This is a genomic window from Atlantibacter sp. MEI4A-1023, assembly GCF_056155425.1.
In genome coordinates, this window is record NZ_CM149568.1 from 1106557 (window position 1) to 1118927 (window position 12371).

Below are 12371 nucleotides of genomic sequence, written 5' to 3' on the forward strand. Positions count from 1 at the left end.
TCAATACCCTACAGCGATATAATGGATGTTAACGGCGGCTGTCGTAGCCAGCGATGGAGCAGAACCCGCCGCAGCATAAAAGGCATTCCACGTAAAGCTGTTGCGGTTAAAGCCATTCAACACGGCATACGCCTGTATTGCCCCGGCAACCTGATAACCCCATCCCACAACTTTCAAGCAGGTAGAGGGAAAAGGCACCGGGAATGCCGTTGTGGTTGTTGCCAGATTTGAACAGGGCATTTGTCCCCACTGAATAAGCAATTCGCGGCGTGCGCCATTAATAATTACGGGCAGTGTCAGCCTTCCACCATCAGATAAAACAGCGCTCATAACTCCAGCGAGAGTGATTTCTTTCAAACCAAGGTTTGAGAGAAACGCAGCCACATCAGGAATATCCGCCCCGTTACTGGCCTTATCCATTTTTTTGGACAGTTCAGTTGTCATGGTGGCGGCGAAGTTCGGATCGTCACCTAGCGCGGCGGCCAGTTCGTTCAGCGTGTCGAGCGCTGCCGGTGAGGAATCCACGAGGGCAGCCAGCGCCGCTTTCACATAAGCCGTGGTGGCAATCTGCGTGTTGTTGACAGTCTGCGCCGCCGTCGGGGCCGTTGGCGTTCCGGTAAACGCCGGGCTTGCCAGTAGCGCGGCCACTGCCGCTTTCACAAATGCTGTGGTGGCGAGCTGCGTATTGTTGACGGTCTGCGCTGCCGTCGGTGCTGTCGGCGCTCCGGTCAGTGCCGGGCTTGCCAGTGGCGCTTTTGCGGCCAGCAGGTTCGTCATGGTTGTGGCGAAGTTCGGATCGTTACCCAGCGCGGCGGCCAGTTCGTTCAGCGTGTCCATTGCCGCCGGTGAGGAATCAATCAGCGCCGTGATGGCTGCTTTCACAAATGCCGTGGTGGCGAGCTGTGTATCGTTTGATGTCTGCGCCGCAGTCGGGGCGGTGGGCTTACCGGTGAGCGCCGGGTTTGCCAGCGGCGCAAAATCTGCCGTGACCAGTTTCACATGGGCAGTGGTGGCAAGTTTGGTTGTGTTGTCCGTTTTAGCCGGTGTCGGCGCGGTTGGCGTCCCGGTCAGGGCAGGGGAGACTTTCGGCGCATACTGGTTATGCGGGTTAGCTGCGGCAAGATGAGCCGCCATCAGGTCATCGGCATACGCCTTAACCTCAATCGTGCGATCGTCAACGTACTTCCGGGTCGCCAGCACCACCGACGGGTCAATTTTCAGGGTGATAGCATCAGTGTTCGACACGATCAGAATCATGCGGATGGTCTGGGTACGCCCGCTGCCTTCCTGTAACTGCGGCTTGTAGGTTTCCGGGCAGTTAGCCACCGCAATCAGCGTCCCGTCCTTATCGTACAGGCCGATAGTGCGGATCCAGAAGCCGCCTTCATTTTCCGGGATAACCTGTTCGGCGATAATCTGGCCGGGGTTTGCCGGGTCAATGCTCAGCATGTTAATCGGGGCGCGCCGCTGCTCACCGACAATGGTGGTCTGGCTGGCGTCCGGTGTCGGCAGTACGCCGCCGCCATCACCCACGGCCATGGTGGTAATTTCCAGCTTCGTTCCCAGGGCCATGGCGTTCGCCAGCTTCGCGGCACCCAGCGTGGTCAGGATTGCATAATATTTTGCCGTCATGGATTTACGCTCATCTCATCAATCAAATGGATGGCAGCGCCGGACATTGCCGGGCCGCCCACGCTGATAGCTTCAGCAAAATAGGGATATACGGTCAGCTCATCGCCCTGATAGCTGGCCGCGCCGGTGATAACGTTGCCGGTGGTCTGCAAGTTAATGGACAGGCCAACCAGATGGCGGCTGACCGGCTTTGCGCCTGCTATCAGCCTCTCTAGTTCCTGGTAGGTTTCTTCCGTGATGCCCTGGTCCTGAACGCCAATATCCAGGCGAAAGGTTCCCGGTGTTTCACCGGACTGCCACCACTCGATCACCCGGATAAGAAAGCCGAACGGCTCCACCACACGGCGCACGGCGGCAATGGTGCCTTTCTGGCGGTGGATGAAATACGCATCGCGCACCACCTGGCGTTTCACCGCTACCGGCCAGGCCTCATCCCAGCGGTCAACCGAGAACGACCAGGCAAGCCAGGGCAGCAGGTTTTCCGGGCAGGTGTCAGGGTTCCAGAGTTCGCGCAGTGGCACCGGAACGGTGCTGATATCGCCGCAGGCTTCAGCAAGACGACGTTCCAGAGCCGACGATCCCGGCGGTAGCAGGCTATTCATTGGCATCCCCGGCAATGGTGATATCCGTGGCGGTGCAGTATCCCGACTGTGATTTATCCATCAGCACATCGGCGGCAGGCTCCAGCAGCTCTACCCAGTCCACCCCGGCCACACGCAGCACCGCCTTGTAGTTATCGCGCCGGATACTGCGCGCCAGCTTCTTTTGCTCCAGCAGATAGGCAGCAAGATTGTTTTTCGCTGCCGCCAGGCAGGGACCGGCCACCACGCCATCAAACAGGTGCAATTTTGCCGCCACCCGGTATTCGGTGATCGCAGCGGACTGAATGGTCAGCCGGTCACCCAGCGGGCGGATGGTTTCGGCGCTCAGCTTGCGGGACACAATATCCAGCAGCGCCTGGCTGGCCTGCCCGTTACCCTCATGGGACAGCACGGTCACCACCACCACAGCGGGTGACGGGCTGACCGTGGATGCATCGGCTACCCGCCCGTCAGCGCTGCGGGCGTGAAAGTTATACGCCGCTTCAGGCCCCGCGACGGATAAACCCTCGAACGCTTCCGGCGCGCGCTGGCGTAAATCCTCATCGCTTTCCATGACCGCCGGAACCGGCGGAACGGCGGTTTCATCCGCTGGCGTGACGACCAGACGCTGCACATTGAAGTTGGCGACCAGGTTGTCCAGGTCTCCGCCCCCGGAACGGGCAATAATGACCGCCTGCACAGCTTCATTGATGCGTTGACGCAGCAGAATTTCCCGGTAGCAGTTTTCCTGAAGGATTTTAAGTTGTGGTTCGGATTCCAGTTCCAGCGCACGGGCAACCGCGTCCTGTAATTCAGCAGGGTAAAGCGATACCAGACGCGCCTTACGCGCAGTAAGCAGCGTTTCAAAATCCGGCACATCAATAATCTGCGGCGCGGGCAGGGATGAAAGGTCAACGGCACTCATAAATTATTCCCCATCGGAACACTTAGGCTGACAGCGGAACCGTCATCACGATAGCCGCTAAGTTCCACGACCATTTCACCGTCCATGGTGGTTTCCAGCGTGACGCTGTCTAACCGGATACGCGGCTCCCAGCGGTTAAGCGCGCTGTAGGTTGCCGCCATTACCCTGAGTTTTGTCGCCGGGTTCGTCGGATCATCAATCAGCGATAAAAACAGAGAGCCATAGTCCCGGCGATAAATCCGGGAACCGACGGGGGTGGTCAGAATGTCCCGCACGGACTGGCGGATATGATCGATGTCCGTAATGGTTTCGCCGGTTTTCTGATTCATCCCCATGTACATCATCAGACTGGCCCGCCCGTGTTATCGCCGCCCTTGATTACGCCAGTGTGCGCGTGAGCATCCAGAACAACGCCATTGGAAGACAATGCCCCGCCGCTCTGGGTAACTTCACCGTTGATCACGGTCTGGTCCGCTTTTATGTCCAGCAACGCGGTTTTAATGGCAATGCTTTCCGGCGCATCAAAAACGATACTGGCCCCGGCTTTTACCCGGTAACGTCCGGTTTCCGGCTCGTATTCAATCCAGCCCCCGTCCGGGAACGCAGTCACCATGGCGTCTTCTGACGTGGAGGGAGGCGGGCAGGCATCGGAATAAATGCCAGGCAGAACGAACGCCGTGGTTAACTCGCCGCCCACCGCCAGTACCAGAACCTGTTCACCCACGGACGGTTTCCACCATGTGCGGGATTTACCGGCGCGCAGTGTTAGCCAGTTAAGCCAGTTGGTTTCGAGATCGCCGGTCTGGACCCGACACTGCCAGTTTTCGGCGTCCACCTCGGTCACCACCCCTTTTCGGATAAGGTTTAATAATTGACGATGTAATTCATTCATCTTTGTTGAAAAATTTTCCATAAGCAGCTTCGCTCATTCTGGTTTATGAATCACAGCTGTAGAGATTGTGACCTGCCCCCAGGATTAGATACAACCTTCAGTTAGTAATGTCGGTTGGTTTTTCTTCATATTTCCCGTTTCGCCAGTCCGCTGCAAATTCAGCCGGAGTCTGGTAGTTCAGCGATGAATGTGGACGACACTCGTTATAATCCTGCCGCCAGTCATTAATCGTTTTCCTGGCGTGAACTATATCGCTGAACCAGTGCTCATTGAGGCACTCATCCCTGAATCGTCCGTTAAAACTTTCAATAAATCCGTTCTGTGTTGGCTTGCCCGGCTGGATAAGCCGCAGCTCCACCCCATGCTCATAAGCCCACTGGTCAAGTGCTCTGCAGGTAAACTCCGGCCCCTGGTCCGTTCTTATCGTCGCCGGATAGCCGCGAAACAGTGCAATGCTGTCCAGAATTCGCGTGACCTGAACGCCTGAAATCCCGAATGCGGCGGTAATCGTCAGACACTCCTTCGTGAAGTCGTCCACGCAGGTCAGGCACTTGATCCTGCGACCGGTGGCCAGCGCGTCCATGACAAAATCCATCGACCAGGTCAGGTTGGGCGCCTCCGGGCGGAGCAGCGGCAGACGTTCTGTTGCCAGCCCTTTACGACGTCGTCTGCGTTTTACGCCCAGCCCGTTAAGGTGGTAAAGGCGGTACACGCGCTTGTGATTAACATGAAGGCCTTCACGGCGCAGTAACTGCCAGATGCGTCGGTAGCCAAAACGCCTGCGCTCCAGTGCCAGCTCAGTGATACGCCCTGATAAATGCGCATCAGCAGCCGGTCGCTGAGCCTCATAGCGGCAGGTCGACAGGGACAAACCTGTAAGCCTGCAGGCACGACGTTGCGACAGACCGGTCGCATCACACATCAACACCACAGCTTCCCGCTTCTGGTCTGTCGTCAGTACTTTCGCCCCAGAGCCACCTGAAGCGCCTCCTTATCCAGCATGGCTTCAGCGAGCAGCTTCTTGAGGCGGGCGTTCTCTTCCTCAAGCGACTTCAGGCGCTTAACCTCGGGCACCTCCATACCGCCATACTTCTTACGCCAGGTGTAAAAGGTGGCGTCGGAAATGGCGTGCTTGCGGCAGAGCTCACGGGCAGAAACCCCGGCTTCGGCCTCTCGGAGAATACTGATGATCTGTTCTTCGGAAAAACGCTTCTTCATGGGGATGTCCTCATGTGGCTTATGAAGACATTACTAACATCGCGGTGTATTAATCAACGGGGAGCAGGTCAATTGCCATTGTGCATGTATGATGAGGAATCATTCGGTTTGTATCGTTGTTGGCACAATCAAAAAATCGAGGCGAGCAAAAATGGAAAGTAAATTTAAAACTTATAAGGAAATTCATTTTGATAGCGCAGATGAATTATGGGAAGCATGTTCACCTACAAAAAATTTTGGCATTCAAAGGCCGCATAATTTGATTTACCGAGGCCAAGGCGATGCTAACTGGAAACTTATTCCTTCGTTATTAAGGGAAGTGAATAAAACATGTATTCTTACTAGTTTGAAGCCCCCTAGCTTGGAGCAAATGATTATTAGTGAGGTTTTTCTACTAAACCACTTTTTAAATCAATGCGATAAGATAGGAATTAAAATACATAATGACAGTCGTGAATTTAGAAGAAAACTAGTAGATTTAGAAGGTATAGATTCCTGTATAATTGACCCAACAAAATGGCCAGTAGATGAAGCTCTTGATTTAATGGCTATGGCACAGCATCATGGTGTACCCACGCGCCTGTTAGACTGGACTAGTGTTTCTTATACATCTTTATATTTTGCAGCAAGCAGTGCGTTAGCTAATTATGATAAATGGGAACTTGACTCCAGAATTGCTATTTGGGTAATAGATAGGGCAAAAATAAATGAATCTAGTAGTATCCGTATTTATAAATCCGCTGGTTCTGTCAGCCCACATCTTGCCGCTCAATCAGGCTTGTTTACTATCCACCCCCACACAGGTTTGAGAGGTAAATCATTTGATACTTTATCCTTAGATGAATTACTTGATGATTCGTATGGCACTGTTTTATATAAAGCCACATTGTCTGTATTTGAAAGTCTGGCTTTGTTTAATTTGTGCATTTCAGCAGGATTTAGCGCGGGATATATTTATCCTACTGCGGATGGAGCTGGAAGGGGGGTTTTAGACGCTCTGAATGTTTTTAACGCGAAAAGGAAATGGAACAAAGAAAAGATTCTATTAAAATGGATTTAGTATCGTCTTAAAATAATCATTTATATGACAAATACGCAATGATTAAATCGCTGATCATTTCTTCAGATGCGTCAGTTATACCCAGCAGTTCACGTCGTGCATAAGTCACCTGCGGACCACCTGGCCTTACCCGATCACGCAGGCCGTAGTGATGAACACGGGCGATACGCTGCGCTCTTGCATCAAACCCCACTTCCGCCGTGCTGGCCGTCACGCGGGTTTTCATATACCGTACGGTGCGCAGTTTGGTGAACATCTGGCGACGTACGCGGCCCTTTTTGGCGCGTCCTGATACCCGTCGTGGCTCGTAGGCGCTGCCGTCCGGGTTTTTCTGCATCCTGATATTCTGTTGTTGTTGTTGCCTGATTTTTGTTGCGACATCCCGCAACAGTTTTCGCCGCTGCGCCGGTTCAAGCTGGGCTATCAGCGCATCCAGCCACCCTTCAATTTCTTTAAATTCAGCCATGGCGGATCCAGTAGTCGTCTTCCGGGCTGGCAGGTTCCGGGACGGCTTCAACTACTGCCAGTCCGTTCTCAACCGTGACAATGACGCGCTCCGTCAGTGCCAGATAAATGGCGATATCACAGAGATCGTTATTCAGAATATCCACCTCAAACCGGAAGAGTTTTTCCCGCAGTTCAGGGTTGTTCAGCGCATCGGGTTGATGCGTGGCGAGCCAGTTACATACAACAGCAATCAGCAGATTCGGATCCCCGGAATAATCCGTTACCACCACATTCAGCGTGTAGCGGTATTCCCATCCGGGAGCCGGTACGCCGGTACTGACCACCGTCCCCTCATCCACAAACAAATGCAGGGCATCAGGGTTTTTCTTCAGAAATTCCAGCCCTTCACTGATGGACTGGCGCAGGGAATCGGGCTTTTTCACTGAGTTTCTCCTGACAGTCCACAATCACATCCACCTTCGCGGCACACAGCCCCCAGGCGGTTTCCGCTGTTTCTTTGGCTTCCAGCAGTTCACCGTTGGTTGTCGGGTTGCTTGCCGGGAGCTGGCAGCGGGTCACCGCCGGACAGGAAAGCGTGATAACCTGCGCCGCCGGTAAGGGCGGGGCGGTTTTGCAGGCGGATAACATCAGCAGGCAAAGGAGCATCAGCCCAGCGCGCATTTTCTTCACTTCCACGGATCACCCCCTTAATCATTGCCTGACGTTCTGCGGCCGCCGTGTGAATGGCTTCCGTGTTGCGCTGTAGACTGGCCTGAAAGGCGTCATTCATCCGGGCCACCATATCCACGGCCAGGAGCTGGCCATTTTTGTCGCTCAGCTTTTCAGACAGGGCCGAAATGTCCCGGTCACGGCTGCCGATAGCCTGATGCGCCTCATTCAGCCGCCAGCCCATAAAGGCCAGCAGGCCAGCCAGCACCGCCAGAACCACCACTACGCCACGGTGCATGGTGCATCTGCCATCAGCTGACGATAAACCGATGCCGTGAACCGGAACGCCACGACGCAGAACAGATAAACAACCGCCACAACCAGCCAGCCCGCGTTAATCAGGCAGACCACGATCCCGGCAAACATTGCCCACGACCACCACCGGCGCAGCGGGGAAATATCCGGGTTAAATATGGCGCGCACCGCCTTCAGCGCCTGCGATTCCGCATCCGGGACCTTGCCCTTTTCAAACACGTACCAGATAACATGGCCCGCCATGCCGGTTGCCATTGCCGCAAGGCACAGCGCGCAGCCCAGCCAGGCCCACGCCACCACAAAATTCACCGCCACGCTTTCCGGTTTCATCAGGCCAGCGACCAGCATCAGCGTCAGCACCACATCCAGCACAAAAGAAATCACTTTACGTTTCATGGATTCACTCCTTTTAAGCACCACGCCTTTTCCCGCGCGCGGCGGTTTTCAAGCCCGTTGTTTTTCACCCCGTTGACGTAGACCCAGCGCGACAGCTGATCACACGCCTGCGACCACTGGTGCCGTTTGATAAACGACACCATCGTGGAGCGGCACACCGCGCCGGTGCCGACGTTAAACGCCAGGCTGACCATTGCGTCATACACCTGCGGCGGCATGTCCACCGGCGCGCAGACCGCCAGCGCCTTTTCCACCCGTAACACGTCGCTGACGAGATTCCCGGCCACCTGGTGTTCGTTAAGGGTTTTCCCCGGCACGACGCCTTCGGTATGCCCGATCCCGTTAGTCCAGACACCGGCGGCGCAGCGGTACGGCGTGAGGCGGCAGCCTTCATAATCGGCAATCAGTTCCAGCCCCTGCGGCGAGGTTTTCAGTAACTGGAACTGCGGCAGCGTGGCGGCAATCGCCAGCACCACGCCAATCACACAGCGTTTAACGATTTGCGCGTTCATACTCCTCCCGACTGATCGCCCCGGCGGCCAGTAACTGGTATGTTTTGCGCCGGTAATACCAGGACAGCGCGAACGCCGCCACACCCAGCACCATGGCAAGCACCGTTCCCAGATCCTGAAGTGAAAAATCACCCAGCCAGGCCAGAAACAGCGCGATGAAATAGGTCAGCGCCGACATCATCCGCTCAATACTCATCATCACTCCCAGAGTTGAATGGTCCGGGCGACAGCCGCCGACACCTGTTCGGGCAGTTCAATTTCCAGCCCGTGCGGCAGGATCGGCCCCCGCTCCGCGAGTCCGGGGTTAGCATTCAGGACGGCTTCCGTCATGCCCTGCGAGCGCCGGTAATAACGCCAGCAGATGGCGTCAACCGTGTCATTCTGTTGCGCCCGGACTTTCATCAGATAAGCTCCACCGTCATATGAGGTAAGTCCTGAACACGGGAAATGGCCCAGCGCGCATCCCGCATCAGTTCGTCCGCCGTTTGTGCATACTCATCCGCCTTTTTTTTGCCTTCACCGGTGGCGTCAAAGTCCCGGTAACGTTCAACCAGATTGGCCTTCGCCCAGCAGAACACTGCCCGCCGGTACAGCATCACCCGCTGGCTTTCACCGTCGATACTCTCCGCCGGTACGCTGTTTAAATCCGCGCATCCCCTGGCCTGTTGTTTCTCGCGAAACTCGTATAGGTCGGCATTTACTTCGGCCATGGCGGTCAGCAGTGCCTGGCGCAGCCGTTCAGGGGTGACCGTGCCGTCGGTGCGCATGTCCTCCCGGAATTTCTTCAGGCTGATCTCAGGCCAGAAAGGCGTGTTGGTGATGGTGTCCTGCGCGCCGTCCTTCACCGGCTCCGGTGAAACGAACTTCATATTCATTCCGTTACTCCCAAAAGTTGGGCGGTGGACGGGGTTTTGATGCGGCTTACAGCCTGTCGCCACCCCGTGCCGCCCCGCGCGTTGGCACGATTCGTCAGCCGCTGGCGGCCTTTCGCAACCGGGATTCCAGTTGCTTAATGTCGGTTTTCACACCGCTGTTGTTATCCAGTTGCAGGGCGCGTTTAAGGTGGTTCAGCGCGGCGACGGCCTGATCGTTATCCCGCAGGGCATAGCCCAGCGCCTTGTGAAGACGGGCGCGGGACTGGTCCGGCATATCGTGGGATTCGACCAGCGCCAGCGCCTGCGTCAGCAGCGCGGCGTTGAAGGTGCCGCCATCAGCAAAGGCGCGCATCGCGGCATCGGCAAACTCTTCAGCAACAGCCGTTGCCGTGGTGCGGTTGAAACGCTGCGGCATCACCCAGCCATGCTTCAGGGCATGGCTGGCGATATCCAGCGCGCCGGTGTAGTCACCGGCATCAATGCGCCAGATCATCAGGTACATCGCCACGTCGTCCTGCGGTGCGGAATCCGCCTCCAGCAACCCGGCAATCCACCCGGCATAGAGCGGCAGAAATTCCCGTTTCAGCTCGCACTTACGCTCGGTTGACTGGATCCCCTTCAGGCGGCGGCGGTGTTCGGTGAGCTGCAACAACATCATGTTGTAGCCGCTCGCCCCGCTGTGGCTGCCGCCCTCGCGGGCGGCCTCCTTAGCCTGGATATACTGCGTGTGGGCGCGGAAAGGGTTCATGATCACGCCCCGGTGCCGCCTGCGGCGTTCTGACCATCGATCACGCCCTGAACCGCAGCCGCGACCAGCGCCTGGATGTTGTCGGCAGTCAGCGCGCCGGATGAACCATTCCCCTGAGCGGCCAGCATCTCGATGTTTTCAATCAGGCAGACGCCGTCGTAATCCTCGACCACATAGGCTTCATTGACGGATTCGAAATTCTCCACGCGGTCACGCTTCGGATTGTCGATAACCGAGCGGCGGCGGGTGCCGTCCTGCCAGTAGATGGACAGGTTATCCAGGCGGGTGATCAGCATGGCGTTCGCAGGGAAGAACGGAACGCGCACGGCGGGCAGGTTGCCGATGCGTTTCTGGCTGATGATGAGGTCCGCCGCCAGCGTTTCCGAGTTGGGCTGGTCGCGGTTCACAATCGGGAAATACTTGTCAGCCAGCAGCGAGCGGCCACAGACCACCACCAGTTCAGTGTCTTCCTGATACCACGGCGCAATTTTTTCACTCACTGCGCCCAGCACCAGTGCGTCCAGGTTGGCGAAGTCGCCACCGGTGCCGATGCGGATTTTCGGGGAGATCACCTGGCCTTCACTGACGATTTTATCCAGTACCTGAACCGGCGCTTCCTGGCGGATTTTCTCCAGCCAGCCGATGTTGACGTCCTGCAACAGCGGGTTAGTCACACGGTTCGACGTCTTTTCACGCTTCACGCCGTTAAAGCCGATCATGATGCGGTCCAGTGCCTGGCGCAGAACAATCGCATCGCGGATGCGGGTCTGGAAGTCCTGGAATTTGGCCCACAGGTCCAGCTTCGAATACGGCAGCGCCGTGTCGTAGTTGGTCTGGGTACATTTGTACCCTTCGCCGTCGATATAGGTCGGATCGGTGGGTTCGCGCTCTTTCTGGGTGGTGTCGGTGGTTCCGGCAATAGAGGCACCGATGCCCAGCCCCAGACGCTCGCCGGACTGCTCATCCACCGGGATGATGTTGATTTTTTGCAGGAAGCCTGATGAATCCTGAATTTTGGTTTCCAGCGTCTGCGCGACGGATGGCTCAGCGGTGTACTTCGATGCGATATCCGACACGGCGACGCCGTTCAGCGTCGCGAGCTGGGTCAGATACGCATTGAATTTAAAGCGGGTGGTTTTTTTCATTGTGCTGTAACTCCGTCAGCAGTTAGTGAGTTGTTCAGCGCTACCGTTCCCGCCGGTGCCTGTCGGGCGTCGGTCGCTGCGGCTGTCTTCGGCGGAAAGTTTTTCGCGCAGGCTGACCAGCTCCGCACGACCGGATTCAATGGCCTGTTGCATTTCATCCAGGCGGGCAGAAAAGCCGGTCTGCACGGTGCCGAGTCCTTCCACGGTGGCGGACAGGGTCTGGTGCTCCTGCGCCACCGCTTCCACGGCCTGATGCACGTCGGCAAACTTCGCCTTATCGTCAGCGGATTTACGGGTCAGCAATTCTTTAACGCGGGTGAAGAGATTCGGCTTTTCTTCCGGCTCGTCTTCAAATTCGATGAGGGTTTCTTCAGCAGCCGTGAACAGGTTACCGGCGGCCAGTTTGCGGCTGGCGAGCGGGCTGTTTGCCGCGCCTGCGCTGAACTGCAACATTTCGGTGCCGAGGCTTGCCGGATCGTCAGTGACCGCCAGGCCAACCAGATAGGCTTCGCCGCTGTCTGCAAAGCTGACGTTCACTTCCATGGACGTGAACAGCTTCTGCATTTTGCCGGTCATGGCGACCAGATCGTCCGTCGGGGAAATCCAGGCATACAGCGCCATTTTTCCCGCCAGTTTGCCGTCGGTAATTTCTTCAGCTTCCAGGCGGTCAACCTTCCCGAAGCGGCGGAATGGGCTTTCCGGCGTGAAACCTTTGATGTGCTCGACATTAATCAGGGCGGTGTAAACCTGCGGATCGTAATTCGCGGCCATCTGGGTCAGCCAGTCGCGCTCGATATTGCGCCCGTCCGTGGTGGCACCTTCCACCCCGACACGAAAACGCTTTGCTTTTTTTGCCATGTTTCCGGCTCCGGTTAGTTCATAACGACTTGTGAGCCTTTATGGTTGCGGGGCGCGGACGGCGAAACAACGTGGCGGCATTGTGCCGGAAATGGCAC

19 protein-coding genes are annotated in these 12371 nt (G+C 56.4%); 1 reads left to right on the forward strand and 18 read right to left on the reverse strand.

The features are described 5' to 3' along the window. From ACVV26_RS05290 to ACVV26_RS05315, 6 genes are all read right to left on the reverse strand, one after another. On the reverse strand, positions 1-1632 hold the full coding sequence (locus tag ACVV26_RS05290; protein WP_312730824.1) for a phage tail protein: 1632 nt from the start codon (positions 1630-1632) through the stop codon (positions 1-3). Beyond that, the gene (locus ACVV26_RS05295) at positions 1629-2234 is read right to left on the reverse strand and encodes a phage tail protein I (RefSeq protein WP_312730826.1); all 606 of its coding nucleotides are present in this window, start codon (positions 2232-2234) and stop codon (positions 1629-1631) included. Before ACVV26_RS05295 ends, ACVV26_RS05290 begins: the two co-directional genes overlap by 4 nt. Beyond that, the gene (locus tag ACVV26_RS05300) at positions 2227-3138 is read right to left on the reverse strand and encodes a baseplate J/gp47 family protein (RefSeq protein WP_312730829.1); all 912 of its coding nucleotides are present in this window, start codon (positions 3136-3138) and stop codon (positions 2227-2229) included. Before ACVV26_RS05300 ends, ACVV26_RS05295 begins: the two co-directional genes overlap by 8 nt. Then, positions 3135-3485, reverse strand: coding sequence for a GPW/gp25 family protein (locus ACVV26_RS05305; protein ID WP_312730918.1), 351 nt, complete (start codon positions 3483-3485; stop codon positions 3135-3137). The genes ACVV26_RS05300 and ACVV26_RS05305 overlap by 4 nt, the downstream gene beginning before the upstream one ends. Further along, a complete protein-coding gene (locus ACVV26_RS05310; RefSeq protein WP_312730832.1) occupies positions 3482-4051 on the reverse strand; it encodes a phage baseplate assembly protein V in 570 nt (189 codons plus the stop codon). The genes ACVV26_RS05305 and ACVV26_RS05310 overlap by 4 nt, the downstream gene beginning before the upstream one ends. A gap of 76 nt (positions 4052-4127) precedes the next feature. Beyond that, positions 4128-5248, reverse strand: a protein-coding gene (locus ACVV26_RS05315) for an IS3 family transposase (RefSeq protein ID WP_105580531.1) whose coding sequence is annotated in 2 segments (ribosomal slippage) — positions 4128-4990 and positions 4990-5248 — 1122 coding nt in all. Because the reading frame shifts where the segments join, the coding sequence is not laid out codon by codon here. Between the two features lie 151 nt (positions 5249-5399). Here ACVV26_RS05315 and ACVV26_RS05320 point away from each other — a divergent pair. Further along, entirely contained in the window at positions 5400-6308 is a 909-nt protein-coding gene (locus tag ACVV26_RS05320) for an FRG domain-containing protein (RefSeq protein WP_312730834.1), read from the forward strand. A 16-nt stretch (positions 6309-6324) separates the two neighbouring features. Here ACVV26_RS05320 and ACVV26_RS05325 read toward each other — a convergent pair whose 3' ends face one another. From ACVV26_RS05325 to ACVV26_RS05380, 12 genes are all read right to left on the reverse strand, one after another. Next, positions 6325-6774, reverse strand: a complete 450-nt coding sequence (locus tag ACVV26_RS05325) for a phage virion morphogenesis protein (RefSeq protein ID WP_312730836.1) — start codon at positions 6772-6774, stop codon at positions 6325-6327. Further along, on the reverse strand, positions 6767-7198 hold the full coding sequence (locus tag ACVV26_RS05330) for a phage tail protein (protein WP_312730838.1): 432 nt from the start codon (positions 7196-7198) through the stop codon (positions 6767-6769). Before ACVV26_RS05330 ends, ACVV26_RS05325 begins: the two co-directional genes overlap by 8 nt. Continuing rightward, the gene (lysC, locus tag ACVV26_RS05335; protein WP_312730841.1) at positions 7161-7403 is read right to left on the reverse strand and encodes an Rz1-like lysis system protein LysC; all 243 of its coding nucleotides are present in this window, start codon (positions 7401-7403) and stop codon (positions 7161-7163) included. The genes ACVV26_RS05330 and lysC overlap by 38 nt, the downstream gene beginning before the upstream one ends. Continuing rightward, a complete protein-coding gene (gene lysB / locus ACVV26_RS05340) occupies positions 7288-7722 on the reverse strand; it encodes an Rz-like lysis system protein LysB (RefSeq protein WP_312730843.1) in 435 nt (144 codons plus the stop codon). Before lysB ends, lysC begins: the two co-directional genes overlap by 116 nt. Then, the gene (locus ACVV26_RS05345) at positions 7707-8135 is read right to left on the reverse strand and encodes a DNZ54_00345 family protein (protein ID WP_312730845.1); all 429 of its coding nucleotides are present in this window, start codon (positions 8133-8135) and stop codon (positions 7707-7709) included. Before ACVV26_RS05345 ends, lysB begins: the two co-directional genes overlap by 16 nt. Then, positions 8132-8647 (reverse strand): lysozyme, encoded by a 516-nt coding sequence (locus ACVV26_RS05350; protein ID WP_312466378.1) that lies wholly within the window; start codon positions 8645-8647, stop codon positions 8132-8134. Before ACVV26_RS05350 ends, ACVV26_RS05345 begins: the two co-directional genes overlap by 4 nt. Further along, positions 8628-8846, reverse strand: coding sequence for an HP1 family phage holin (locus tag ACVV26_RS05355; protein ID WP_249040116.1), 219 nt, complete (start codon positions 8844-8846; stop codon positions 8628-8630). The genes ACVV26_RS05350 and ACVV26_RS05355 overlap by 20 nt, the downstream gene beginning before the upstream one ends. Then, positions 8846-9049 (reverse strand): tail protein X, encoded by a 204-nt coding sequence (locus tag ACVV26_RS05360; RefSeq protein ID WP_312730849.1) that lies wholly within the window; start codon positions 9047-9049, stop codon positions 8846-8848. The genes ACVV26_RS05355 and ACVV26_RS05360 overlap by 1 nt, the downstream gene beginning before the upstream one ends. Continuing rightward, a complete protein-coding gene (locus ACVV26_RS05365) occupies positions 9049-9516 on the reverse strand; it encodes a head completion/stabilization protein (RefSeq protein ID WP_312730850.1) in 468 nt (155 codons plus the stop codon). Before ACVV26_RS05365 ends, ACVV26_RS05360 begins: the two co-directional genes overlap by 1 nt. Positions 9517-9616: 100 nt before the next feature. Beyond that, positions 9617-10270 carry a phage terminase small subunit gene (gpM, locus tag ACVV26_RS05370; protein WP_312730851.1) on the reverse strand — a complete coding sequence of 218 codons (654 nt, stop codon included), beginning with the start codon at positions 10268-10270 and terminating at the stop codon, positions 9617-9619. Between the two features lie 2 nt (positions 10271-10272). Continuing rightward, positions 10273-11415: a phage major capsid protein, P2 family gene (locus tag ACVV26_RS05375; protein WP_312730854.1), complete on the reverse strand. Its 1143-nt coding sequence runs from the start codon at positions 11413-11415 to the stop codon at positions 10273-10275. Between the two features lie 15 nt (positions 11416-11430). Continuing rightward, entirely contained in the window at positions 11431-12273 is an 843-nt protein-coding gene (locus ACVV26_RS05380) for a GPO family capsid scaffolding protein (protein WP_312730856.1), read from the reverse strand. Positions 12274-12371 lie beyond the last annotated feature (98 nt).